This window comes from Vagococcus intermedius (genome assembly GCF_029144185.1).
Taxonomy (GTDB): Bacteria; Bacillota; Bacilli; order Lactobacillales; family Vagococcaceae; genus Vagococcus_D; species Vagococcus_D intermedius.
The window spans coordinates 208,823-234,322 of the sequence record NZ_CP110232.1 but is presented as its reverse complement, the minus strand read 5'-3'; the positions used below and the strand labels follow the sequence as shown (position 1 = coordinate 234,322).

Below are 25,500 nucleotides of genomic sequence, written 5' to 3'. Positions count from 1 at the left end.
GCATTTTAAAATAAAAAAGCTCATAAATCAAAGATTTACAAGCTTTCTATCACTTTATCTCCTCTATAAAAACATTTTTGTTTTTATTAGTACTGACAAAGTTTCGCAACTGTGTCTTTATCTAAACGACGGACTACTTCAGTAACCAATTTCACAGTATTTAAATAATCGTCTTCATGGATAACTGACGTATGTGAGTGTAGATAACGTGTCGCTACTGTAATAGCTAATGATGGGACCCCATTGTTAGCTACATGCTGACTCCCTGCATCTGTCCCACCACCAGGGATTACTTCTAATTGATAAGGGATCTCTAACTCATCAGCAACATCAATAACAAAGTCGCGTAACTTACGATGAGGAATCATTGACGCATCAAAAATAATAATTTGTGGCCCCTTACCTAATTCAGACATTGATTCTTTTGGTGTCATACCTGGAGTATCTCCAGCTGTTCCAGTATCTAAAGCAAAAGCAATATCCGGTTTAGTTAAATTAGTACTTGTCTTAGCTCCGCGTAAGCCAACTTCTTCCTGCACATTACTACCAGCAAATAAGATATTAGGATGTCCCTCTTTTGCTAAGTTTTCCAAAACTTTTAATGAAACAGCTGTCCCAATACGATTATCCCAAGCTTTAGCCAATAAGAACTTAGAGTCATTTAAACGACGGTACTCTGTATGAGGGGTTACCATATCTCCTGGACGGATTCCCCATTCCATCGCTTCTTCTTCACTTGTAGCCCCAATATCAATAAACATTTCAGCTACATCATATGGTTTATTACGCACATCAGCTGACAATACGTGAGGTGGTTTACAACCAATTACACCATGAATTAACTTCCCAGCAGTTGTTTTAATTGTAACTTGTTGGGCTAACATCACTTGCCCCCACCAACCACCTAATGTTTGGAATTTTAAAAAGCCTTTTTCAGTAATTTGGGTCACCATAAAACCGACCTCATCCATGTGTCCCATAATCAAGACACGCGGCCCGTCTTTCTCACCCGCATGTTTTGCTACAACACCACCCAAACCGTCATACATCATTTTATCAGCATAAGGTGTTGCATATTTTTTAAAAATCTCACGAACTTCCTCTTCATTTCCTGGTACAGCACGTGCATCTGTCAATTCTTTTAAAAATAGCTCTTCTTTTTTATCCAATATCGTCACCTCTTATTTTCGAATTATAAAGCTCTTTTATTATATCATTTTACTAATTTTAAAGAAACTAGTTATCTTGGACCACTTTATGCCTTCCATATCTAAGCAAAAAACCAGTTCTTAAAAGAACTGGTTTTTCTAATTTAAATTAGTTGGCTTCATATTCTGCCATTCTTTTGAATAGTAATCATCATTTAATTGATAGTTAATAGGTTTTGCTTGCACATCTTTTAAAAATGGTGCAACAGCTTTATCCATCTCTAACCAACCACGCCAACCAATATGAATAGTATCTTCCATAAAATAATCTTCACCACGTCGTTCAGTTAAATCAAGAATATTTTTAAACCCTTGATTCTTTAATTGGTGATTAATCTTGAGACTAAACTCATCTAACATTTTAGTTGATAAGCCTGTATAGTCTGACCAACGTTCATTAACAGGTGGAATGACGAATAGAACATCCATCTTTAATTTGGCAACTTCATTTAAAAATAATTGGAAATCAGAAAATTCGACTGATTGACGATAATCAAAATCTTCTTGAGCCCCTTTCAAGGTACCTTCGACAGGGGCAATCCGTTTTTTATAAAATTTATCTGTGATTTGGTACGGATTTGTTTTTGTTTTTTCTTGGCCAGTATTATAGGCTAACTGATCTAGTTTATGAAAATCATAAGTAGCGGGTAACGTCCGCATCCCTTTCATAATCTTACTGTCATGGTCGATTATCCCGACATGACCAAATAATTCATCTTCACGACTTAGCATATTAATTTTCAACTGACACATTTTCTTTTGCGTAATAGATAACTCTTTACCTTCAGCAATTTGTTGCAGCACTGCCTTAAGGGTTGCATCTGAGGCAACGTTTTTAAAACGCAATAGACGTTTTGCTGTGTAACGTTCCATCTCATCCGTTTTTACTGTTTTCACCGCCCAACGATAAGTCTGAAGTGGTGAAAAATAAAGTGAAAACATCTCTTTGCTAACCCCACCTTTAACAAACCACTGAGGTGAAATAACAAATACTGCCTTCTTACCGTGCATTTCTTTAGCCATCGACTCTAACATAAAGAACTGTGAAAGGGATTGTGTCCCTGCCGCGCCTAATAAAAAAGGACGATAATTTCGATTATATTGTTCTGCTAAAACTGACGGATGAAAAGCATTGAAACGACTAAACTCTGATGACCCAAAAAATGGCACATATCGGGGATCTTTCATCGCTTCATTTTTGATGATATCCCCTTTAATAACATTGACCGCCATAGAATTAGCCGCTGTTGCAGTGAGCGTCGAGTCAACTTTACGAAACTTTAGTGGCGATAAAAATATGCCGCCTAAAATCAACAGTGCCAAACAAAGTGGCCCAATTGTAGCAAATAATTTCTTTTTAAAACTCATCGTTACATAGCTGCTACTTTATCAATAATTTTTTGTGGAGTTGTCCACTCATCACGATCAAATTCTGATACTGGTACTGTTACGCCACACTGCCCCTCTAATTCGACTAAAAGTTGAACAGTTCCTAACGAATCTAGCAACCCCTCTTCAAATAAATCGACTTCTAAATTATCTTTCACTTCATCTGTTCCGGTTAATTCTTCTAAAATATCTAAGATTGTTTCTTTCATTGACATCTGTTATTTCCCCTTTAATAATTAATTTTTTTAACCAAATCTGGCTTTAATAAGTGTATCTAAAAATCCTGAAAAGATTAAGAAACTTAGCGCTACCGCATGGAACGTTCCGACTACTGCTAGTCCATGAGTAAAACGATTGCTTGGAATCTTATCTTTATTTTTCTTTTTATAACGTAACCAAACGTCTGTCAGGCAAATTAAGGTCGCATGGTATAACCCGTAAACTAGATAATACCAAGTTAAACCGTGCCATGCACCCATCAATAAGAATAAAGCGAAGTAACCAACATTAGAGGCAACAATGCGACTTTTAAAGACCTTCTTCTTAATCAAGGTAAACATTAAACGCATATAAACATAGTCTCTAAACCAAAATGATAATGACATGTGCCATCTGTTCCAAAACTCTTTAATATTGTGACTTAAAAAGGGCTTGTTAAAGTTAATTGGTGTTTCATACCCCATAATATTACTGGCTCCTACTGCAAAAAGACTGTAGCCAGCAAAATCAAAAAACAAGTATAAGCTATAAACATACATTGTTCCTAGTAAACCTAGAGACAGACCACCTTGCTCAAGAGCAAAATTCTTAACATGTGGCAATAATTGAACACCTAAAATATACCCGATAATAAATTTATATAGAAATCCCATAAAAAACATTTGAATGCCATTAGCTAATAACGAGACATACTTGTCACGATCTGGTGGGTTCAATAAGTCTTTCTCAAAACGTCGATAACGATCAATTGGTCCTGAAGAAATTGTCGGGAAAAAAATTAAAAATTGTAAGTATCGTCCGACATGGTACTCTTTAATTAAACCGTCACGGATTTCCATAATCATCTGAACCGCTTTAAAGGTCAAGTAAGATATTCCTAAAAAGCCGATAAAAGTTGGAATTGTTTTTAAATCTGGATTGGCTGAAACAGCATCTATCATAAAATTACGTTCTAATATAAATGGAATAACCTTAACCAAAAATAAGGGTAAGATGGCTAGTATCACTGCACTATAAAAACCGATATTGCTATTTTTTCTCTGGCGATGACCAAAATACCACCATACCAAGAACGTTTGCCAAGCAATATAGATTAGTAAGGCAATCCCTTGACGTAAACTAGGTCCACCAAAACTCATCCATAAAAAGAAGACTGTCAAAACATTTTGGTACCACATCATTCGTTTTCCTCTTAATAGCTGAATAACCAAAGGAATGAGCGTAATACCTAAAATAATAAAATAAAAGGGGTTCTCATATGGCGATAAATAAAACATCATAGAAGAGCCTTTTTCTAACATATCTAACATGGAGGATTCACCTCGTTGATCAATCCTTTACGATCAACTTTGCCATTTTGAGTTAACGGTAAGCTTTCAACATAAATATATTTTTGCGGGATCATATAGTCCATGATACTCATCTTTAGTTCTTCTTTGATTGCCTTAGAAAGTTGATACTCTTTATCAAAATGATGGTTATTTGGCACGATAAAAGCGACTAATTGTTGTACTTTATGATCATGATATTTAGGCACTACTGTTGCTGCTTTGACATAAGAAACTTCTGCCAAATGATGGTCAATATCTTCTAACTCAATTCGATAACCATGGAGTTTAACTTGGAAATCCATCCGACCTTGGTAGAATAAGACGCCTTCTTTCAACAGACCAGCATCTCCCGTATGATAAGCTTGTTGGCCTTCGAAATTGTAAAATACTTCATCTGTTTTTTCTTGATTATTAAAGTACCCCTTAGAAACACTTGGGCCAACAATGACAATTTCACCAACTGTTCCCTCAGGTAATATCTGACCGTCTTCATCCATAATATAAATAGCTGTATCCGACTTAACGCGCCCAATCGGTAGCCGTTGAAAGTTTTTTAAAACATCTTCTGTAATCTCAATCTCGGTTACAGCGACTGTCGCTTCAGTTGGACCATAGGTATTAAAAATTTTCGCTTGTGGGAATCGCTCTCTAAGTTTCATTGCCGTCCCATGTGTCAATTCTTCCCCACAGAATAGAAAATGACTTAGACTCGTCATCTCCTCGCCATTAAAACGAGGATCCATCAAGCAAATATCGACAAATGATGGTGTTGATACCCATATATTTAAGGTCATCTCCGGTAAGACACTAAATAAGGTTTTAAAATTATTAATCATCTCTTTCGTCAATGGCGCTAACTGGCCTCCTGATAACAAAGCTGGATAAACATCCATCACTGATAGGTCAAAAGAATAAGGGGCTTGGGATAAGAAGGTTTGCCCTGTTTCCAAACCAAAATCACTTAACATCCAATTGGTATAACTGACTAAGTTATCATGACTTATTTGCACACCTTTAGGAATCCCTGTCGTCCCTGAAGTGAAAATAATATAAAAAGTTTCATCAGCTGTGACATAATTAAGCTCTGAAGGGGCTTCTTTTCTATCTAATATCTTTACTAAAGAGGGACTCGTTACTAACTCAACTTCGTCATCTCTCTTTGATAGTGGCCAATCTTCCCAAGCAATAATAGCGGTGAAATTAGCTACTTCAGTGATTAAACCTACCCGATCAGCTGGAGTATGACTGTCAATTGGAATATAAGCATGCCCAGATTTGGCACATGCCAAAAATGTCACAATCATCTCAAATTCCAATCCGCCATAAACAATCACTGGCAACTTATTTACATGGTTTTTTTCTAGATACGCCGCTAAACTATCGGATTTTTCTTTCAATTCTAGATACGTATGACTCACGTCTCCTGAGCGAAAGCAGGAGTGTTCTGGGTTACTAATTGCCCACCCATCAATTCGTTTTACGATATTATTTTGTAATTCCATATATTGCTATTCCTTTCTTATCTCATTTTTCATTTTATTAAAACTCATTGTAAATAAAATTCCCACCATCAATATGGCTAAAATGATATAAGTAGATTAACACCAACATTATGGCTAAATAAAATAATGTTTTACCAAAAAAAATGAACCAATAATTAACTGTCTCATCCGCACACTTTGTTCTCAATTTTTCAAACATATTAGCCTCCCATGTCTATCTGTCTATTTTGATTCTTCTTCATCACTAATTTTTCTATTTTTCTTTATTATATGTCAATAAAAATAGCTGCACATCGTGCTTTTGATGGATAAAAAAATACTACTAAAGTCCTACTACCACAACACTTTACCCTAGTCATTTTAACTCCTAGAAATTATACCATATATCCTCTAATTTCTTATTTAATAATTTCTTAAAAAAAAAAGACTTATTAAAAATTAAACGACTAGCTCTTATTGACAATTTTATTATAATTTGAAACGGTACTTAAATAAAAAATCAAATAGATGACTAACATGATACCTCTAGCCAGCCAAGTTAGCGTTTGATTACTGCTCGGCAATAAATAACTTAAGGCCACCAAGGCATACTTTCCGTGTAAAGCAGCTATAATAATTGGGACGAAAAAAACAAGTGCATTTTGTCGGTAGATACTTCCCTTGATCTGTGACTGAGTGACGCCAAGCTTTCGTAACATTTGGTAACGAGAACGCTCTTCCTCCGCCTCTGATAATTGTTTTAGCATGATAATACTGCCAGTTGCTATCAAAAAAATACTCCCTAAAAAAATAGCCGTATACACTAATAAACCAAATTGGGTTCGATTATTCTGCAAATCTGGGTATCTTGCAACGACGACCTCCCGCGTTAATCCGAGATAGTCGTCCCTCTGAACCATGGCTTGAGGTACCTTTTCTTCATAAATAGTGTCATTATCTTCTATTAATCTTAATTTAGTAGGAGGGAATTTCCTTACAACCTTTTTATAGACTGCCTCATCTGACAACTTATTGTGGCTTCTTATGAAACTTAACGTATATTTTTTTTGCCCTTTTAACTTGTCCACTTGTGACTCGGCCATAATAAAGGTTGGCAGATTATAGCGAGCACGCATTCTCCCACCTAATTCATCAATCATTACATTTTTAACTTTAAAAGAGGAAGTAAACCCTTCAAACTTAATAGTGGAAAATGTCCTGTTCCACGCACCTTGACCACCATAAACCACACCTTCTAAATAAATCACTTCTGTCTCTTTCAATTTAGCTAGCGTCTTTAGGTGTGGATTAATTGCTTGTAAGTCAGCATAATTTTTTTCACTGATGATATTGAATGGGCCCTTCGCAGTCGTCTGTTCCTCACTAAAGGTTTGCACAAACTCGCCTTTCAATAAAGTGATTGGCAAATTAACCTGTTCTAAGTTACTCTTCTCCCTTTCTAGACTGCTTAATTTTGTCACTAACTCGTCACTAAGTGTCTCATCCACTATAAAATTAACAGGATTGTCTTTTTCTGCTGCTTCTATCCCAAAAGAATACACGTTAGTCGCTCCGCCAATTGCAGCAATAGCTGTTCCTGATAAAACAGCAATTGTCCCTAGTAACATAGCATTTTTACGAAAGTTAAAGCGTAAATTACCGGTTGTTATCATATGAATATCACGATAGTAAAAAGATTTTATCTTTTGTAACATCACCAATACAATAGGCAAAAAACCATAAAAAATAAAATACGTCCCGCTAACGCAGTAAGCTAAAATGCGAATCACACCAAAGAATAGCCCCATCCCATTTTCATAGTGTTGATTCAATATCATCGTATAGTCTGATAAATGTGCTGCACGATAATATCCTAAACACACCAAAAAAATACCTAAAAAACCGATTAACCACGTAAAGAGTGTTACCTTAATATAGCGTTCTCCTTTGGTAGCTGATCGAAACAAATCAATTAAGTTATAGCGATAAACTAAATAAATACCTCGCAGAGATACTAGAAATAAAATGATTAGGTACATTCTAGTCGTTTTTTCTACTGCCCCTAAGTTAAAGACAAATCGACTATCCATTTCAAGAGACAAGGCTTTAACCAGCATCATTGAAAATAATTTAGAGAAAATAATACCTAAAATCAAGCCGATAATCAAAGAAAATAAACCTAAGACTAAATTTTCTAAAAAAATCATCAACCCAATCTGATAACGACGCATTCCCAATAAACTATATAAACCTAACTCATTCTTACGTTTATTGATAAACAAACTATTGGCAATATACATAAATACAAAAATAAATAAAGCAATCATCGCACCACTGGCTTGCAAAGTTGCGGCCAAATTCCGATTAGCGTGTAGTCGTTGTAATAAACTCTGATCTAAACTCATCGAAATAAAGCTATAATAGACCATTACAGAACATGCCATACTTAAACTATAAATCAAGTAATTTTTGAATTGCGTCTTAACATTTTTTTGAACGAGCCTAATAAAGATCATAGCTTATGCCTCCACCAATCGCCGTTTGCATGTCCATTATTTTTTGAAAAAATTCTTTCCTAGTTCCTTGACGAACGATTTCAGAAAAAATAGCCCCATCCTTAATAAATAAAATCCTTTGACAATAACTAGCGGTAAAAGCATCATGAGTTACCATCAAAATAGTGGCCTGCTCTTGTTGATTAACGGCTGTTAAATATTGTAACAATTCCGTTGCTGATTTTGAATCTAGTGAGCCGGTCGGCTCATCTGCTAAAATTAATTTAGGCTGTGTAATAAGAGCCCTGGCAGCCGCAACACGTTGTTTCTGACCAATCGAAATATCCACGATTGCCTTATCCAATAAATGCTCAATCCCTAAAATTTTAGTGACATATGTCACTCTTTCCATCATCTCTTGATACCTTATTCTTTCCAAAGCTAAGGGTAACAAGATATTATCTTTTACATTAAGTGACTCTAACAAATTAAAATCTTGAAAAATGAAACCTAACTGCTCTCGTCTAAACGTAGTCAATTTTTTCTCACGCATTCGTGTGACGTCCGTTTGATTAATTAAAATTTTTCCAGTTGTTGGTCGATCAATAGTTGAAATTAAATTTAATAAGGTCGTTTTACCTGCTCCACTTGGCCCCATAATCCCTACAAATTCACCTTGATCAATCGAAAAAGAAATATCTTCCAAGACTCTCACCGGATTTAATTTTGTCCCATAAACTTTAGTAATCCGATCGATTTCTAAAATAGCTTGTTCCATCTCACCCTCACCTCTTCTCAATTCTTTTCAATTAAGTATAGCAAGTCATCAGAATTCTTACCATCTATGTTACTTACAACTGACTCTTATACTCTTACAAATTCGTCACCTCAGATGGCTAACGTACTGCTGTCTTACTAAAAAAATGATATAATACATCTAATAATTATCAAATTTACTACTTGGAGGACAACGAATGTTTAAAATTATGATTGTCGAAGACGAAGAAAATATTCGAGACTTATTAAGTGATGCCTTAGAAAAATGGAACTTTCAGACTTATGCCACCACGGATTTTAACTTAGTTTTAACTGACTACTTAGAACAACAGCCTCATCTGATTTTATTAGATATTAACTTACCTGTTTACGATGGCTTTTACTGGTGTCAAAAAATAAGAGATATTTCAAAAGTCCCTATTATTTTTATTTCTAGTCGTAATACCAATATGGATATGATTATGGCAATGAACATGGGTGGCGATGATTTTGTCAACAAACCGTTTTCTATGGATATTTTAATCGCTAAGATCAATGCGCTACTACGACGCACTTATAATTACAGCGAACAAGCCTCAGAAATTCTTGAACATAATGGGATATTGCTCAATATGGAAAATAGTACCTGTCAAATTCAAGATACCACCGTTGATTTGAGTAAAAATGAATACAAATTACTCTATCATTTAATGAAAAATCACGGGAAAATTTTAAGTCGTGAAAAACTACTACGAAAATTGTGGGATGACGAACGTTTTGTTGATGATAATACACTCACTGTTAATATTAATCGCTTGCGCAAAAAAATTGAACAAGCGGGGATTAAAAACTACATTGAAACCAAGGTTGGCCAAGGCTATATTGTCCCTTAGTTACAATTAAAAAGAGAGGACTACCATGACACTATTCAAATTTTTAAAAGATAAACGTAGTATTTTATTTATATGGCTATTATTTCTTTGTCTCACTTGCTTAATACTATGGCTCACACCTAGCGTTCATATTAACTGGGATGCGATCCTTTACCTTTTTATTCTTCAATCTCTCGTGCTAATTGTGTATCTTACTTTAAGCTTTCGCAAGAAAAAAAACTGGTTTCAACAGTTATCAGAACCAGCTTTTAATTTATCGGAACCCGAATATTTTGAGTTTCAAACCCTATCTGAAGAACATAAATTAATTGCCAATTATCTAGAGGACTTGATGACTCAACAACAAACTGTGCTAGAGCAACAGATTACCGCTCAACAAGAACAACGTGATTTTATTGATAGCTGGGTTCATGAAATAAAAGTTCCTTTAGCCTCTATCAAACTTATCACGGAAACAATTGAGGAAGAGATTCCTGAACGTCAATTTTATCAACTGGAAAATAATACCCTAAAAATTGAAAGTTATGTCGATCAAGTACTATATTACTCCCGTTTAGATAGCTTTTCTCGTGATTATTTAATCCAAGAAAGCTCCTTAAAACAAATTATTCAACCTGTTATTAGACAACATGCCAATTACTTCATTGAGCACAATCTTCATTATGCGGTTGAAGGACCAGATTTTGAGGTGTTAACTGATAAAAAATGGCTCGCCTTTATTTTGAATCAAATTATCAGTAATGCGATTAAATATACGCCTGATAACGGTCAAATTACACTTAAACTCTCGCATAATGAGCGTGGTACTTGGTTGGAAATTAGTGATACCGGTATCGGGATTGCCCTTGAAGATCAACGACGTGTCTTCGATAAAGGTTTTACAGGTCAAAACGGTCGGAATCAGACCCACCGTTCAACCGGATTAGGACTTTATCTAGCTAAAAGTTTAGCAAAAAAATTAGGACATCCAATTTACCTAGAATCAACAGTTGATAAAGGAACAACCGTTAGCCTTTTATTTCCAAAAATAGCCTATTATACAGATGGTGTTGAAGAAAAATTACTATAAAAAAGAAGTGCCCTTTAGGGGGCACTTCTTTTTTATATCATGTCACCTTTAGCAATTTTTTCAAACTTAGTTGTGCCATCTACACATTGATCCCAAATGACGGCTTCACCCATTATTAACGATTTTTCCACATCAATAATTCGTTGATTACGACTCCCACGAAACTGCAAATTCAAGTCTAATAAGTCTTGTTCAAAACGACCATCAACTAAAATATCAATCATCTTTAATAATTCTAATTTATCTTCACTTTCTTGAAGTAGCTCTTCAAAGGTGTAGCCACTCCATGACCAAATATCTTTATCGCTCCCAAATTCCTGACGAATTCTGGTTACCAAGGAGAGACAAACCTCAGTATTTAGGAAAGGTTCTCCTCCTAGTAACGTCATCCCTTGAACATAGTCTTGGCTTAAATCAGTTATAATTTGATCCTCAAGTTCTTTAGTATAGGGATTACCATAGTTAAAATTTTGAATTGCTTGGTTGTAACAACCGGGACAGGCAAATAAACACCCGCTGACATACAAGCTACAGCGAACTCCTTGACCATCAACAAAATTAAAAGGTTTGTAATCAGCATAATAATGGTGACTGTATTCTTTTGATAACCACTCTTTTGGTTTTGGATGACGCATATGCTCCCAACTTTCTATGTTAAGAGGAGACTATCAGATCCCCCTGATAGCCTCCTTTCTTTTATTTTAAATGTTTTACTCTTGATGAAATTTCCTTGTGACGACCATTTACCATCGGTCTGGCTTGTGGGTTACCTAAATAGCCACAGGTTCTCTTAACTACATCGCATGATTTTGGATCGCGATTGCCACATTGAGGACATTCGAACCCACGAGCTGTTGGCTTAAATTCACCTTCGTAGCCACAATCATAACAACGATCGATTGGGGTATTCGTTCCCAAATATCCAACACGATCATAAGCATAATCCCAAACAGCTTCTAAGGCTTTTGGATTTTGTTGCAATACTGGGTACTCACAATAATGAATAAACCCACCTGAACAATATTTAGGATAGTCCTTTTCGAACTCTAACTTTTCAAACGGGGTAGGGTTTTTACGGACATCGTAATGGAAACTATTGGTGTAATACTCTTTATCAGTAATATTTTCAACAACCCCAAATTTTTCACGATCCAAGCGACAGAAACGATCTGTTAGACTTTCACTTGGTGTTGAATAAACACTAAAATGATAGCCATATTCATTTCCCCAACGATCAGCACACCCTTTTAATTTACGCATAATATCTAAGGTGAATTCTTTCGCTTCTGGCTTAGTTTCCCATTGGCCACCAAAAAATTCTGAAGCCACTTCGTATAAACCAATATATCCCATTGAAACAGTGGCACGTTTATTTTTAAATAACTCATTGACTTCTTCATGACGTTTTAGACGTTTGCCAAAAGCCCCATACATATATAAGATTGGCGCATTAGCTGGTGTAGCCTCTTTGCAACGTTCAATTCGGTAGACAAGGGCATCTTTCATAATGTCTAAACGTTCTTCTAAAATACGCCAGAAAGTTGCTTGATTGCCATTTGACTCTAAGGCAATTCTCGGTAAGTTAAGCGTCACAACCCCTAGATTCATTCGACCTGAATTAACTTCTTGACCGTTTTCATCTTGCCAGCCTTGTAAAAATGAGCGACAGCCCATTGGTGCTTTAAAACTACCTGTCAACTCAACTAATTTATCATAATTTAGCACATCCGGATACATTCTTTTGGTTGCACATTCCAAAGCTAATTCTTTTACATCATAATTAGGGTCTTCTTTCATTAAATTGACGCCTTTTTTCATCGAAAAAATTAGTTTTGGAAAAATGGCTGTCCGATGTTCTTGACCTAAACCTTCTATTCTAATTTTTAAAATTGATTTTTGAATTTCACGCTCAAACCAGTTTGTTCCTAAACCAAACCCTAGTGATGTAAAAGGGGTTTGCCCGTTAGAGGTAAACAACGTATTAATCTCATATTCTAAACTTTGCATGGCATCATAAATATCTTTACTCGTTTTAGCTTTAGCATAGGCATCATGTTGTGTCTCATCACTAATCCACTCTTTAGCGTCTTGCAAATGCTTTTGATAATTACATTTGGCAAAAGGCGCTAATAACTCATCGATACGATCTGCCGAACAGCCACCATACTGACTAGAAGCAACATTGGCAATAATTTGGGAGATTTGGGCTGTCGCCGTCTGGATAGAGCGCGGTTTTTCCACATCAGCATTCCCAATTTTGAAGCCTTCATTTAACATACCTGAAAAGTCGATTAGACAACAGTTAGTCATTGGTGTATATGGATGGTAATCTAAATCATGGTAATGAATATCCCCTTTTTGATGGGCATTTGAAATATGAGCGGGTAACATTTTCAACCCGATTGATTTCCCTACAATACCAGCTGTTAAATCACGTTGTGTATTAAAAACATCACTATCTTTATTAGCATTTTCGTTGACCACCGTTTGATCTTTATCTAAAAGCTTGCCAATAGTGACATTAATATCAGTCGCTTGCGTTCGCTCAAAATCACGATTGGTTCGGTAATTAATATATTCTTGGGCTAAGTCATGAGACTGTTCTGCTAATAAGAAATGCTCGACAACATTTTGTACCTCATATATTTTGACATTATCATTAAAACGTTCAGCAATTTCTTTGATAACTAAGGTAACAATGTGCTGTATTTTTTCGGCAGATTCTAAACTTACTTCGCCTGAAATTTTTTCTTCTGCTTTTAGTAAAGCATCATATATTTTTTGTGGATCAAATTCAACCAACCGGCCATCACGTTTCACGACTTTCATCTGCTTCAATTTATTATCTATAATAAAAACATTTGTATTATTTTGAACATTTAACCCCATAACTAACCACTCCTTCTTTTATTACATCCCCTATTCTAACTGAACAGACCATTCTTTTCAACTATATATGGTGCTAATTTTAATAAAAGAACAAAACGAGACACTATATATAGTGTCTTGTTTTGTTTGATAATGAACTTTGTGGAAATTGTGAATTATGTTAATAACAAGTATTAGTAGTGACAAATTAAGCTCTTTGTTTAAAATCATTTGTTAAAAACAGATAAAAAGTTTGTGAAATCACAGCCATTTTAAATTTAATTGAAACAAAAAAAACACCTCTCACTAGGAAAGATGTTTTTAAACTTATTATTTAGCTAATGCATCTTTAGCTTGGTCAGCTAAAGCAGTGAAAGCAACTGCATCGTTAACTGCTAAATCAGCTAACATTTTACGGTTGATGTCGATTTCAGCTAATTTTAAGCCGTGCATCATTTTGCTGTAGCTTAAGCCATTCATACGAGCAGCAGCGTTGATACGTGCGATCCATAATTTACGGAAATCACGTTTTTTCTGACGACGATCTCTATAAGCGTAGCTATAAGATTTCATCACTTGTTCTTTCGCTGTTCTATATAATGTATGTTTTGAACCGTAGTAGCCTTTCGCTAACTTAAGCGTCTTTTTACGACGTTGACGGGTTGTAGTACCACCTTTAACACGTGCCATGGTTATTTCCTCCTCGAGTTATGTTACGATAATTCGTTATAGTTTTTAAGTTTGACCTTTTGAGTAAAATCTCAGTCATGGTCATGATCATTTTTTAAAGCAGCTTGGTTAACAATTATTTCATACGAGCTAATTGTTGACGGATACGTTTGTAATCGCCTTTTGAAACCATTGACGCTTTACGTAATTGACGACGTTGTTTTTTAGTTTTTCCGTGGAAACGGTGACTAGTGAAGGCACGGAATCTTTTCAGTCCGCCACCACCTGTACGTTTTACACGTTTAGCTAAACCGCGGTGTGTTTTTTGTTTTGGCATCTTTATTTCCTCCTCAAAATCATCTTACTTTTCTGTTTTTGGTGCTAACATAAGAAACATGCTTCTGCCGTCCATTTTTGGTTTTTGTTCAATGTCGGCTAAATCTTTGTTTTCGTCAGCAAAACGCATTAAGACATCCTGACCAATTTGTTTGTGAGTAATGGCACGGCCTCTGAAACGGATTGAAGCTTTCACTTTATCTCCTTTTTCAAGAAACTTGCGTGCTTGGCGTAATTTTGTATTAAAATCATTACTATCGATTGTCGGACTTAATCTTACTTCCTTAACGTTAATTACTTTTTGGTTTTTACGAGCCTCACGCGATTTTTTTTGTTGCTCAAAACGATACTTACCGTAATCCATGATGCGGGCTACTGGTGGTTTCGCTGTGGGTGCAACTACTACTAAATCTAAGTTCGCATCTTCCGCCATTTTTAAGGCTTCAGCTTTAGTTTTAACGCCCAATTGTTCGCCTGTATCTGAGATTAATCGCAGTTCACGTGCACGAATACCGTCGTTTACCATCATATCCTTTGCTATGGTCATTCACCTCTCTGTTGTTTATTTATTCGAGTTTCAGACAGAAAAAAAGAGTCTTCTTTATGAAGACCCCGCAATCGTTCCAGCACAAGTTGACACTTGACTCTGAAAAAGTTATCTAGCCCAGTGATTCAAATCAACTCAGGCGAGAAGCGGGTGCTTCTGCTTAATTCTCAACTTAATCAGTATAGCAAGTTCTACTTAAAATGTCAACATTTCCCTTAGACTATCAAAAAAAGACCACGATATCTTACCTTTCGTGGTCTTTTAACTAATTAACTTTAATTTGTACGTAAGATGTCTTCATATTGTTTTTGCGAAATCAAGGCCAACTCATCAAACTTAAAGTCGGGCTGATAAACCTGATCTTCTTCTAACAAGAAGTGAGACATGCCATAATAGATCCCTCGAGCAGAGTTTTCAACAATCATTGCATCTCCTTCATAAAATACAGGGTACGAGTCGCTTCTCTCATCTACAAAATCACCTTGAATCAAGTCATGATTAACCACAAAATTTTGATACTCACTTTCATCAAAGAAGATATCCGTTCTTTCTAAAATAGAATCGGACAACTTACCATGGGCCAATAAGACTCTAGTCAACTCAGGTAAGTCGGTCGTAATGACTTTGGTGCCAGCAGCGATTGCCTCTAACGCGACTAAACCTAAACCTTCATAATAGGAACTTAAAACAAGCGCATCACACTGTCTAACTAAATTATATGGATTTTCCATCCCATCAAAAATGTAAACACTCTCACGCATAGCAGCTTTTTGTAAGTATGACAACACAATTTTTTTAGTCATCCCATGAGGTGAAATCATCACCAAACGACTATTCGGATTGTCTTCATGCAATTTTTCAAAAGCATATAGGATCCGCTCAACACCTTTTTCAGGACTATATCTACCAAGATAAACATATGTTTTTATCTCTGGGTTAGCTAAATCTTCTAACAATTTCATTTTAGTATAGCCATAAATATACGGTAACATATTAAACTGATACTCAACTTCATAACCTGTTGGTAAAACCTGACTCGTTTCCTCATTAATCAATGGTAAACTTTGCTCTAAATAAGGAAAGTTGACTTGTTGTTTTGAAAGAATATCACCAAGATGGGCGTCAGCTACCCCGTACTCTAACACAACTTTTTCAATAGAATCAAGCAAAGGGGTCTTAACTGTCACAGTTTTATTTCTGATATCAGACCATAGTGATACTGTTGCCAACTCCCTAACTAATTTGTCTCCTAAAAAGTTAGTAGCGGTTTTAACTTTTCCTTTTAAAAATGGGTATTTAGTAACAAGTGACTCCCCAATCAAATGGTTCACAACCGCTATATCATCTACTGTTTTATAAGTTTGTAATAAAATTTTTCGTTTATAATTTTTTTTCTTCTCATATTCTTCGACCATATCTGTATGGCAAAAAATAGTTTGTTTGATGCCTTGATCATATTCCTTACCACCAATCACTAATAAAGCTGAATTGGCATCAAATCCTGTAAAATGAATAAACTGCGCTAAGTCTAAATGACTAAAAACACGCTCAAACTCACGTTTAAAGACGCGCTTGATATATCTAACAATCAGACCATCAAGGGGTTTAGGTTCTTTGTTTGTCGTATAGTGTTTATTAAATAGTTTCTCGTAAAGAGTAGCGACAGGACCACCGTGTCGTTCGATATACGTCACATGCTCCGGCAGATTTTCTAATTTATGTGCATGTTTAGCGCCAACTTTTCTATTTTCAATCATTAAAATAATATTTGTATCGTCTACCTTATATTCATCAATAAAGTTAAAAAACGATTTGGATATGCCATTGTCCCACAAGGCACCTGCAAAAATAACAATATTCTTTTTATTATTCCTAGGTAGGTAGCACTCAATAGTTGACGCTGTTTGGCCATTCAAAATATAGTCTAAAACTTGATTGCTTCCCTCTTTATTATCTTGTCTTGTAAACATTTCAGCTAATTCTGCATAATCTGCTGTTCCATCTGTTCTCATACTATCTATCAGTTCTGGCACTGTTTGACATTCTTTCAGACCCAATTCTTTAACATTTTCGTATACGCCACGACTAGCAAAATATTTTTCTTTGTCGTAATTAAATAAAATGATTTTTTTATCCGTATTGAATAAATCGAAAAAGATTGAAGAATAATCTGTCACAATAACATCCATCAGCGTTATAAATTGATATAAATCAGCTTCTGGGAATGCTTTGATATGTTCGAACTTCGTAAAATCAATTCCTGCCATTGCTTGGGCTAGTGGGTGTAATTTGACAAAAAATGTTTCGTCTGCTGTCAGAGACTGATCAATAGATGTCAAATAACTTAAGTAAGTCTCTTGCCCACCATCGCGCCAAGTAGGCAGATATAAATAATGTTTCTTTGTAGTGATATATTGACCATATACCTCGGTGGCCTCTGTAAATAATAAAGAATTTCGAGGCGATGGTGCAACCAAAACAGAAGTATCGCTAATGTCTTTTAAGTTAAAAGCATTAATCATGACATCTTTTGTATGCTCGTTGCTCACAATAACCGCATCAGCTGCAAAAAAGTTATTTTGAACATTTCCAAAACCAGTTGGTTTAATATCTTTCCCTAAATATTTTTGAGGTGTCCCATGCCAAATAATATTGTATTTTTGCTCTGGTCTTTTACTAAAAATTGGAGCAAATGTTGTGTCATTAATTAAAAATTCACAACGCGCCATTTTTTTAAAGTAATCAACAGAACCATAATCAATTATAGTGGCATTCGTCAATTTATTTAATGCTAAAATCGTTGTAACTTGTTCTCTTTTCTCTGGGACAACAGCCACATATATTTTATCCAGTTGATTTATTGTGTCAGCTTTTAATAGTGCCAAAATATGCCCGTCAATTCCTTGACCTTTAGCTGCTTCCAATAAAATGGTATTTTTCAGAATATTTTTTCTACGGTTACGAATATAAACCGTATCAGTTAGATGTTTTTTTAATTTTTTTTTATTCAAGAAGTAACCTCCAGTTATTTAATTTATAACATTCTCTCGTTAATCTTTATTGGCTTTGCTATCTCTTACTTATTTAAAAATCTTCTCTACTACTCTTTTAGTTGCTTGTCCATCTTCAAGTTGTGTGAAACGTTCAACAAATTCCTCTGGGACTGATAAACGATTACTTGCTTGAATTGCCTGAATCACCTCATCTGTCGTTGTCACAATTGGACCGGGAGCTTCTTTTTCAAAATCAAAATAAAACCCTCTTAAGACATTTTTATATTCTTCCAGATCAAAACAATAAAAAATCATCGGACGTTTTAACACGGCATAATCAAAGAACGTACTTGAGTAATCTGTCACCAGTAGGTCACTAATAAGATAGAGATCATTAATATCTGGATAATCTGTCACATTTTTAACAAAATCTATTTGACCATCAATGCCTGTCACTTCAGTTACCAAATAATGGAGACGAATTAATAAAAAATACTCTTCTCCTAACGCTTGTTGCATTTTTTTCAAATCCAAGGTTGACTCAAATTTAATCCCATCACGCCAAGTTGGGGCATATAGAACAATTTTTTTGTCCTTAGGAATACCCAATTTTTCTTTAATCTTAGTTTGATTCTCAATGGTATGATAGTTGATTAGATAATCATTTCGTGGATACCCTGATTCAATCATGTCATTTTTAAAATCAAAACATTGTTTAAAAATAGCACTTGAATAACTATTAGGTGAGATTAAATAATCCCATCTTTGGGTTTCTTGACGAAATTCCTCTTGATAAACTTCAGGATTTCTCAAAGTCGATGTGCTCATATCCATATCTAAAGCCAATTTTTTCAAAGGTGTACCATGCCAAGTCTGTATATACGTCGTTTTTTTAGGTTTTGTTACCCAAAGAGGGATTCGACTATTGGCTATCCAATAATTAGCTTTTGCCATGATATAAAACCACTTAACGGTCCCTTTTTTTATTATTTCTAACTCTTCCGGAAATTTATCAGCACTTTTTTTATCTACACTCCAATAACAGCGATACTGAGGATAATACTTTTTTATATAATCATAAATTGCACGTGGATTATCACTATATTGTCGCCCTATAAAACTTTCAAATACAATAATCTTAGGATTGACAGGTAGAATCCAAGTAAAAAATTTACTTAAATAGTTAGCGACCTTTTCACTTTTTTTCATTTTTATTAAAGCTCCTTTTACCCGTCAGTTTACTAAATAAAACTGACTCATTCCTTCCAATAATATCACTTGTCTAAAAACCAAGCAACAACACAACAACTCTTACCCAAATCTTTTTTAACAATTATTCAATAAATCGGATAAAAAAAGTCACTACTAGAAATAGTCTTCTAGTAGCGACTGAAAATTTACTATTTAGTTTCTTCAGGTTTCTCTAATAATACTTTACGTGACGCATTCACGCGACCTTGTTTATCGATTTCAGTGATTTTAACATCAATCATGTCACCCATTTTAACAACATCTTCGGTATTAGCTACACGCTCATGTGCCAATTGAGAAATATGAACCAAAGCATCTTTTCCTTTGAATAAGTTAACAAAGGCACCAAATTTTTCAACGCGAACAACTTTAGCATGGTACGTTTCGCCTACTTTAGCTTCTTTCGTTAATTCTTCAATAATTTCGATGGCACGTTTAATCATTGGAGCATCCGCTGAGGCAATGCTAACATTCCCATCTTGATCAATATCAATTTTAACACCCGTCTCATCGATAATACCATTAATAGTGTCGCCACCCTTACCGATAACATCTTTAATCTTAGCTGGATCAATCTTGATCATTTCAATCTTAGGTGCATACTCACTCAATTCTTCACGTGGTTCAGCAATCGCATCTGTAATCACATTTAAGATTTCCATACGTGCTTTTTTAGCTTGAGCTAAAGCCTCAGTTAAGATTTGTTCAGTAATTCCTTCAATTTTAATATCCATTTGTAAGGCAGTGATACCTGCTTCTGTTCCAGCCACTTTAAAGTCCATATCACCTAAGTGATCTTCTAGACCTTGGATATCTGTTAAGACTGTATAGTCATTCCCATCCATAACTAATCCCATTGCAATCCCTGCAACTGGTGCTTTAATTGGAACACCTGCATCCATTAATGCTAAGATACCACCACAGATACTTGCTTGAGACGAAGAACCATTTGACTCTAATACTTCAGATACCACACGAATTGTGTATGGGAAATCTTCTTCAGATGGAATCACTTGGGCCATTGCTCTTTCGCCTAAAGCACCATGTCCAATTTCACGACGACCTGGGGCACGTGTTGGACCAGTTGAGCCTACACAGAATTGTGGGAAATTATAATGGTGGATGAAACGTTTAGTTTCTTCTGAACCTAGACCATCAATAATTTGATGCTCTCCTAAAGGTGCTAAGGTAACAGTTGATAACGCTTGGGTTTGACCACGTGTAAATAATCCAGAACCATGGGTACGCGGTAATAAGCCAACTTCACTAGCTAGCGGACGAATCTCATCAATCTTACGACCATCAGGACGGATTTTTTCGATTGTGATTAAGCGACGGACTTCATTTTTTTCCATATCTTCAGCAATTTGACGGACTTCTTTGAGCTTTTTAGCCATTTCTTCATCGTCTGCTAATTTTTCTTCATACGTTTCAATAATCTCAGCTTTAACCGCTTCAATATTTTCTTCACGTGCTAATTTTTCTTCAGTTTGGATCGCTTCTACCATGCGCTCTTTATAAGCAGCATTGATTTCAGTTGCCAATTCTTCTGAAACTTGTAACAAGGTAATTTCCATTTTTTCCTTACCAAGCTCAGCAACAATCTTTTCTTGGAAAGCAACAAGTTCTTTAATCGCAGCATGACCGAACATTAAAGCACCTAACATATCTTCTTCAGATACTTCTTTAGCACCACTTTCAACCATGTTAATCGCGTCTTTTGTTCCAGCAACACTTAATTCAATATCTGATAACTCGGTTTGTTCCACAGTTGGGTTCAAAATATACTCTCCATCAACGCGACCAACGTTAACACCTGCAATTGGACCATTAAATGGAATATCTGAGATACATAAAGCAAGAGATGATCCTAACATCGCTGACATCTCTGGCGTACAATCTTGCTCAACACTCATGACAATATTAGTAATTTGAACGTCATTACGGAAGCCGTCAGCAAACATCGGACGAATTGGACGGTCAATTAAACGAGCTGTTAAAGTAGCATGTTCACTGGGACGTCCTTCACGTTTGATAAAGCCACCTGGGATTTTACCAGCCGCATACATTTTTTCTTCATAATTAACTGTTAATGGGAAAAAGTCCACATCTTTAGGTGCCTTTGATCCAACTGCTGCTGTTAACACAACTGAATCCCCGTAACGTACTAATACTGACCCATTGGCTTGTTTTGCTAATTGACCGACTTCAACTGATAAAGGGCGGCCGCCCCAATCCATTGAAAATACTTTTTTTTCTGAACTCATTGATTTGCTCCTTCATTTTCAAGCAGCCTGTCTCAGTTCTACTAAACAAATGTCAACACCCAACTTAGCTGGCGTTGGCACTGCTCTCATTTGTATAGTAGTCTTCATTAACAGTACTGCTACCTTATTTTTATTTTAAATCATAAAAGAAAGCGAGATTCGAAACGAACCTCACTTCCTCTACTGATGTCAGTTATGATTAACGACGTAATCCTAAACTTTGGATTAATTCACGGTAACGAGCTACATCATTGTTACGTAAGTAAGCTAATAAGTTACGACGGTGACCAACTTTTTTCATTAGGCCACGGTATGAATGGTGATCTTTTTTATGAACGTGTGAATGATCGTTCAAGTGGTTGATTTCAGCAGTTAATACAGCGATTTGTACTTCTGGTGAACCAGTATCTCCTTCATGACGAGCGTACTTTTTGATGATTTCGTTTTTTTGTTCTTTTGACATTGCCATTGTATCCACCTCTTTCTAAAATTTCACCCGATAACTGAGTAGACCGTTGGTGATTCGACAAACCAAGTAATGGGCGGTATGAATTTTCATACAATATTACTTTACCTTAATACCTAGTTAATTGCAAGTAGATTTATTCATACCCCTATCTGGTGAAAAAGTCTTTTTTCACTTGTCACACCGTCTTTTATTGCACCTATTTAAGCAAGTTTACCTTCTAAATTTTTCTTTCATTCTATGCCTATTTGTCAACCAATTCCCTATCTTTTTTTTGGTAGAATATGATACAATAAAGTGATGTAAAAGACGATTATATCTGGAAGATTGTTGCTAATAGTTAGCTCTATTTTTGATAACCGCACAGATTAATTTTCATTTAATAAGGAGAGATAAATAATGATTAAAATGACTGATATTATTCGTGAAGGTAACCCTACTTTACGTGAAGTTGCCTCTGAGGTTGTCTTACCCTTATCTGAGGAAGACAAGCAACTAGGCCAAGACATGATGACCTTTTTGAAAAATAGTCAAGATCCTAAGATGGCTGAAAAATACAACTTACGTGGTGGCGTTGGATTAGCTGCACCACAATTAGATATTGCTAAACGTGTGATTGCTGTCCATCTACCTAGTAACGACCCAGAAAACCCAACCCCCTTACTGAACGCTATTATGTATAACCCTAAAATCATCAGCCACACTGTTCAAGATGCTTGTCTAAGAGATGGTGAAGGCTGCTTATCTGTGGATCGTGACGTGCCTGGATATGTCGTTCGTCATGCTCGTATTACAGTAACCTATATTGATGAAAATGGGGAGACTCAAAAGAAAAAATTTAAAAATTACGAAGCGATTGTTGTCCAACATGAAATTGATCATTTAAATGGAGTTATGTTCTATGATCACATTAATAAACCTAATCCTTTCGCTATTAATAAGGATGTCCTTATTATTGACTAAACAAAAAAGAACTTGGTGCTGAGGCATCAAGTTCTTTTTTATTTAGATTAAATGATATTTTTTAAGAGCTAACGCGATTCCGTCTTCATCATGGCTGGCGGTGACATCATCGGCAACACGTTTAACCGTTTCTGAGGCATTGCCCATGGCAATACCTAGACCGGCATAATCTAACATTTCGATATCATTATCTCCATCACCAAACGCAATAATATCTGCTTGAGCGATGCCTTGTTGGCGTGCTATTAAACCTAAGGTTTCTGCCTTAGACCCCGTTGCTGCAATCACATCCAGTCCATCTTCGTTCCAGCGTGTAAATCGCAATTTATCTAATACCGGTTCAAAGAGCTGTTCTGTTTGACGATCACAAAACATAATAGCTTGATAGATAGCGTCTTCTTCTTCAATATCAAACTCATACGACGCTTTAAATTCACTATAGCCTTCTTGCTTTTCTTGATTTCGTTGATGAATAAAAGGACCTTGTTGCTTAACATTATCTAATGTTTGATAAAGGATATCAATTTGCTCTTCATTAGCTAAGGCAACCACTTTTTTCAACTCATTCTTATCAATGGGAAAACTATGAGTCAACTCATTCTGACAAAAAGCGTAAGCCCCATTACAAAGAATATAATTCTCCACGCCTAGTTCTGAGATGACTTCTTGTGAGGACATCAAGCTACGTCCTGTCGCTAGGGTGACAAAATGACCTGCCGCTTGTAACTCTTTAATAGCTTGAATGCTACTTGGCAACAATTTTTTATTTGAATCATAAAGTGTGCCATCGATATCAAATGCTAATAACTTTTTTTTCACGTTTGAAAGCTCCTTAATTTACAACGGTTAAGTACTAGTAACGCCAACTAGCGCTAAAAAATAATCACGACTAGAGTTGGGACCGCTATTCTTACCTTTACCGAATTGATACTTATAATAATACCACATTATTTATTACTAAATATGATGTTAATCATTCTGCCTATCTGATTTAGTAATAAAAAAGTAGCCCAAAAAATTGGACTACTTTAGTTTAACTTAAGTTAATAGAAAAAAAAGTTTTAACATCATTGGTGCAATAAAAACTGTGACCACACCGGTCACTCCAATTGCTAAACCAGACATCGCCCCTTCAACTGTTCCTAATTCCATGGCTCTAGCAGTTCCAATAGCATGTGCTGACGTCCCTAAAGCAACTCCTTTAGCAACCGGTTCATCTACTCTTGCCATGCGTAAAATACTTGGTCCAGTGATCGCTCCGATAATCCCTGTGATAATCACAACAATAATCGTAACAGTTGTAATCCCATCCATTTTGGATGAAATCTCAATAGCAATAGCGGTTGTCACTGATCTAGGTAAGATAGAGGCTACTAGAGACTTATCGTATTTAAATAATACAGCGAGACACGTCGTTAGCAACGTGCTAAATAGTGAGCCTAAAATAATGCCAGATACAATTGACCGCGCATGATGTTTTAATAAATGGAAAGATTTGTATAACGGAATAGCTAACGCAACCGTAGCCGGAGCAATTAACATATTAAGAATACTTCCCCCAACATAATAATCATCATAGGTGATACCTGTTATTTTTAAAAAGGCAATAACTGCGACTATTGACACAATCAGTGGATTAAAAATTGGCCATTTCAACCAACCTGCCAAAGTCCGTGAACCTAAAAAAATCGCGATTGATAACACTAAACCAAATAAGGGATTACTCGTCAATTCGTGTAACATGTCCTTGTTGCTCCTCTCTGTCCAATTCTACACTATCGCCTTCAAATTTACGCTTGACACCTTGAACTATCCTACCAACGACTGCCATCGTTAAAACTGTCGTGATGATAGTAATGATCAATAATGACCACCATGTTTCCCTAATAACCGGAAAATAAACCATGATACCAACTCCCGCTGGTAAAAATAAAATACTCAAATTATCTAATAAAAAAGTCCCTACTGTGTCGACTTCTTCAACTTTTACAACTTTAAAGTACAGAGCTGTAAATAATAATAACATCCCTATCACACTTCCTGGAATCGGCAAGTTAAAGAGTTTCGAGACAATTTCACCTAGATAGGAAAAACTAATGATCAATAAAAACTGTTTAAATAACTTCATGTCCACTTCTCCTCCAGACTTTACTTAATTATTATATAGCAGATTTGTTAAGTTTTGCTATGATTTTCAAAATTTTTCATTAGTTTTCAAAAAACTTGAAATAACCCTTATAAAATGAAAGTTCATTTTGGAAACCTCCACTCAAAACATGAAATTATATTTCTTTTTTAA

General features: G+C 35.6%; 23 protein-coding genes. 3 read left to right on the top strand and 20 right to left on the bottom strand.

Annotated elements, in window-relative coordinates; genetic code table 11:
* Nucleotides 1-86 precede the first annotated feature (86 nt).
* From OL234_RS01145 to OL234_RS01110, 8 genes are all read right to left on the bottom strand, one after another.
* Nucleotides 87-1,169 carry a M42 family metallopeptidase gene (locus OL234_RS01145; RefSeq protein WP_275469343.1) on the bottom strand — a complete coding sequence of 361 codons (1,083 nt, stop codon included), beginning with the start codon at nt 1,167-1,169 and terminating at the stop codon, nt 87-89.
* 138 nt (nt 1,170-1,307) lie between these two features.
* A complete protein-coding gene (gene dltD, locus OL234_RS01140; RefSeq protein WP_275469342.1) occupies nt 1,308-2,576 on the bottom strand; it encodes a D-alanyl-lipoteichoic acid biosynthesis protein DltD in 1,269 nt (422 codons plus the stop codon).
* A 2-nt stretch (nt 2,577-2,578) separates the two neighbouring features.
* Nucleotides 2,579-2,806 carry a D-alanine--poly(phosphoribitol) ligase subunit DltC gene (dltC, locus tag OL234_RS01135; protein WP_275470087.1) on the bottom strand — a complete coding sequence of 76 codons (228 nt, stop codon included), beginning with the start codon at nt 2,804-2,806 and terminating at the stop codon, nt 2,579-2,581.
* 36 nt (nt 2,807-2,842) lie between these two features.
* Nucleotides 2,843-4,096: a D-alanyl-lipoteichoic acid biosynthesis protein DltB gene (gene dltB, locus OL234_RS01130; RefSeq protein WP_275470086.1), complete on the bottom strand. Its 1,254-nt coding sequence runs from the start codon at nt 4,094-4,096 to the stop codon at nt 2,843-2,845.
* A gap of 23 nt (nt 4,097-4,119) precedes the next feature.
* Nucleotides 4,120-5,649, bottom strand: coding sequence for a D-alanine--poly(phosphoribitol) ligase subunit DltA (dltA, locus tag OL234_RS01125; protein WP_275469341.1), 1,530 nt, complete (start codon nt 5,647-5,649; stop codon nt 4,120-4,122).
* Between the two features lie 37 nt (nt 5,650-5,686).
* Nucleotides 5,687-5,848, bottom strand: coding sequence for a teichoic acid D-Ala incorporation-associated protein DltX (locus tag OL234_RS01120; RefSeq protein ID WP_275469340.1), 162 nt, complete (start codon nt 5,846-5,848; stop codon nt 5,687-5,689).
* A 247-nt stretch (nt 5,849-6,095) separates the two neighbouring features.
* Nucleotides 6,096-8,144, bottom strand: a complete 2,049-nt coding sequence (locus tag OL234_RS01115; protein WP_275469339.1) for an ABC transporter permease — start codon at nt 8,142-8,144, stop codon at nt 6,096-6,098.
* Nucleotides 8,131-8,901 carry an ABC transporter ATP-binding protein gene (locus OL234_RS01110; protein ID WP_275469338.1) on the bottom strand — a complete coding sequence of 257 codons (771 nt, stop codon included), beginning with the start codon at nt 8,899-8,901 and terminating at the stop codon, nt 8,131-8,133. The genes OL234_RS01115 and OL234_RS01110 overlap by 14 nt, the downstream gene beginning before the upstream one ends.
* Before the next feature lie 196 nt (nt 8,902-9,097).
* Between OL234_RS01110 and OL234_RS01105 the strand changes: the two genes are divergently transcribed.
* Together OL234_RS01105 and OL234_RS01100 are read left to right on the top strand one after the other, a co-directional pair.
* Complete coding sequence (locus OL234_RS01105; RefSeq protein WP_275469337.1) at nt 9,098-9,772, top strand: response regulator transcription factor; 675 nt, start codon at nt 9,098-9,100, stop codon at nt 9,770-9,772.
* Between the two features lie 25 nt (nt 9,773-9,797).
* Nucleotides 9,798-10,841 (top strand): sensor histidine kinase, encoded by a 1,044-nt coding sequence (locus OL234_RS01100; protein ID WP_275469336.1) that lies wholly within the window; start codon nt 9,798-9,800, stop codon nt 10,839-10,841.
* Between the two features lie 32 nt (nt 10,842-10,873).
* On the opposite strand, the gene nrdG is transcribed toward OL234_RS01100, so the two are convergent.
* From nrdG to rpsO, 9 genes are all read right to left on the bottom strand, one after another.
* Entirely contained in the window at nt 10,874-11,476 is a 603-nt protein-coding gene (gene nrdG / locus OL234_RS01095) for an anaerobic ribonucleoside-triphosphate reductase activating protein (RefSeq protein ID WP_275469335.1), read from the bottom strand.
* 61 nt (nt 11,477-11,537) lie between these two features.
* On the bottom strand, nt 11,538-13,730 hold the full coding sequence (gene nrdD, locus OL234_RS01090; RefSeq protein ID WP_275469334.1) for an anaerobic ribonucleoside-triphosphate reductase: 2,193 nt from the start codon (nt 13,728-13,730) through the stop codon (nt 11,538-11,540).
* 309 nt (nt 13,731-14,039) lie between these two features.
* On the bottom strand, nt 14,040-14,399 hold the full coding sequence (gene rplT, locus OL234_RS01085; RefSeq protein ID WP_275469333.1) for a 50S ribosomal protein L20: 360 nt from the start codon (nt 14,397-14,399) through the stop codon (nt 14,040-14,042).
* A gap of 115 nt (nt 14,400-14,514) precedes the next feature.
* Entirely contained in the window at nt 14,515-14,715 is a 201-nt protein-coding gene (gene rpmI, locus OL234_RS01080; protein WP_275469332.1) for a 50S ribosomal protein L35, read from the bottom strand.
* 24 nt (nt 14,716-14,739) lie between these two features.
* Nucleotides 14,740-15,261, bottom strand: coding sequence for a translation initiation factor IF-3 (infC, locus tag OL234_RS01075; RefSeq protein ID WP_275469331.1), 522 nt, complete (start codon nt 15,259-15,261; stop codon nt 14,740-14,742).
* A gap of 275 nt (nt 15,262-15,536) precedes the next feature.
* Nucleotides 15,537-18,272, bottom strand: coding sequence for a CDP-glycerol glycerophosphotransferase family protein (locus OL234_RS01070; RefSeq protein ID WP_275469330.1), 2,736 nt, complete (start codon nt 18,270-18,272; stop codon nt 15,537-15,539).
* 69 nt (nt 18,273-18,341) lie between these two features.
* A complete protein-coding gene (locus OL234_RS01065) occupies nt 18,342-19,463 on the bottom strand; it encodes a CDP-glycerol glycerophosphotransferase family protein (protein WP_275469329.1) in 1,122 nt (373 codons plus the stop codon).
* A 191-nt stretch (nt 19,464-19,654) separates the two neighbouring features.
* Nucleotides 19,655-21,772, bottom strand: a complete 2,118-nt coding sequence (gene pnp / locus OL234_RS01060) for a polyribonucleotide nucleotidyltransferase (protein ID WP_275469328.1) — start codon at nt 21,770-21,772, stop codon at nt 19,655-19,657.
* A gap of 199 nt (nt 21,773-21,971) precedes the next feature.
* Complete coding sequence (rpsO, locus tag OL234_RS01055) at nt 21,972-22,241, bottom strand: 30S ribosomal protein S15 (protein WP_275469327.1); 270 nt, start codon at nt 22,239-22,241, stop codon at nt 21,972-21,974.
* A gap of 396 nt (nt 22,242-22,637) precedes the next feature.
* Between rpsO and def the strand changes: the two genes are divergently transcribed.
* On the top strand, nt 22,638-23,201 hold the full coding sequence (def, locus tag OL234_RS01050; RefSeq protein WP_275469326.1) for a peptide deformylase: 564 nt from the start codon (nt 22,638-22,640) through the stop codon (nt 23,199-23,201).
* Between the two features lie 42 nt (nt 23,202-23,243).
* Here def and OL234_RS01045 read toward each other — a convergent pair whose 3' ends face one another.
* The 3 genes from OL234_RS01045 to OL234_RS01035 all read right to left on the bottom strand — a co-directional run bounded on the left by OL234_RS01045 (nt 23,244) and on the right by OL234_RS01035 (nt 25,329).
* Nucleotides 23,244-24,020 (bottom strand): Cof-type HAD-IIB family hydrolase, encoded by a 777-nt coding sequence (locus OL234_RS01045; protein ID WP_275469325.1) that lies wholly within the window; start codon nt 24,018-24,020, stop codon nt 23,244-23,246.
* A 219-nt stretch (nt 24,021-24,239) separates the two neighbouring features.
* Nucleotides 24,240-24,944, bottom strand: coding sequence for an LrgB family protein (locus OL234_RS01040; protein WP_275469324.1), 705 nt, complete (start codon nt 24,942-24,944; stop codon nt 24,240-24,242).
* The gene (locus tag OL234_RS01035; protein WP_275469323.1) at nt 24,922-25,329 is read right to left on the bottom strand and encodes a CidA/LrgA family protein; all 408 of its coding nucleotides are present in this window, start codon (nt 25,327-25,329) and stop codon (nt 24,922-24,924) included. Before OL234_RS01035 ends, OL234_RS01040 begins: the two co-directional genes overlap by 23 nt.
* Between the last annotated feature and the right edge of the window lie 171 nt (nt 25,330-25,500).

Excerpts from the sequence above, each read along its gene's own strand:
- dltD (WP_275469342.1), bottom strand. The coding sequence starts at position 2,576 with ATGAGTTTTAAAAAGAAATTATTTGCTACAATTGGGCCACTTTGTTTG.
- dltC (WP_275470087.1), bottom strand. The coding sequence starts at position 2,806 with ATGAAAGAAACAATCTTAGATATTTTAGAAGAATTAACCGGAACAGAT.
- dltB (WP_275470086.1), bottom strand. The coding sequence starts at position 4,096 with ATGATGTTTTATTTATCGCCATATGAGAACCCCTTTTATTTTATTATT.
- dltA (WP_275469341.1), bottom strand. The coding sequence starts at position 5,649 with ATGGAATTACAAAATAATATCGTAAAACGAATTGATGGGTGGGCAATT.
- OL234_RS01120 (WP_275469340.1), bottom strand. The coding sequence starts at position 5,848 with ATGTTTGAAAAATTGAGAACAAAGTGTGCGGATGAGACAGTTAATTAT.
- OL234_RS01115 (WP_275469339.1), bottom strand. The coding sequence starts at position 8,144 with ATGATCTTTATTAGGCTCGTTCAAAAAAATGTTAAGACGCAATTCAAA.
- OL234_RS01110 (WP_275469338.1), bottom strand. The coding sequence starts at position 8,901 with ATGGAACAAGCTATTTTAGAAATCGATCGGATTACTAAAGTTTATGGG.
- OL234_RS01105 (WP_275469337.1), top strand. The coding sequence starts at position 9,098 with ATGTTTAAAATTATGATTGTCGAAGACGAAGAAAATATTCGAGACTTA.
- OL234_RS01100 (WP_275469336.1), top strand. The coding sequence starts at position 9,798 with ATGACACTATTCAAATTTTTAAAAGATAAACGTAGTATTTTATTTATA.
- nrdG (WP_275469335.1), bottom strand. The coding sequence starts at position 11,476 with ATGCGTCATCCAAAACCAAAAGAGTGGTTATCAAAAGAATACAGTCAC.
- nrdD (WP_275469334.1), bottom strand. The coding sequence starts at position 13,730 with ATGGGGTTAAATGTTCAAAATAATACAAATGTTTTTATTATAGATAAT.
- rplT (WP_275469333.1), bottom strand. The coding sequence starts at position 14,399 with ATGGCACGTGTTAAAGGTGGTACTACAACCCGTCAACGTCGTAAAAAG.
- rpmI (WP_275469332.1), bottom strand. The coding sequence starts at position 14,715 with ATGCCAAAACAAAAAACACACCGCGGTTTAGCTAAACGTGTAAAACGT.
- infC (WP_275469331.1), bottom strand. The coding sequence starts at position 15,261 with ATGACCATAGCAAAGGATATGATGGTAAACGACGGTATTCGTGCACGT.
- OL234_RS01065 (WP_275469329.1), bottom strand. The coding sequence starts at position 19,463 with ATGAAAAAAAGTGAAAAGGTCGCTAACTATTTAAGTAAATTTTTTACT.
- pnp (WP_275469328.1), bottom strand. The coding sequence starts at position 21,772 with ATGAGTTCAGAAAAAAAAGTATTTTCAATGGATTGGGGCGGCCGCCCT.
- rpsO (WP_275469327.1), bottom strand. The coding sequence starts at position 22,241 with ATGGCAATGTCAAAAGAACAAAAAAACGAAATCATCAAAAAGTACGCT.
- def (WP_275469326.1), top strand. The coding sequence starts at position 22,638 with ATGATTAAAATGACTGATATTATTCGTGAAGGTAACCCTACTTTACGT.
- OL234_RS01040 (WP_275469324.1), bottom strand. The coding sequence starts at position 24,944 with ATGTTACACGAATTGACGAGTAATCCCTTATTTGGTTTAGTGTTATCA.
- OL234_RS01035 (WP_275469323.1), bottom strand. The coding sequence starts at position 25,329 with ATGAAGTTATTTAAACAGTTTTTATTGATCATTAGTTTTTCCTATCTA.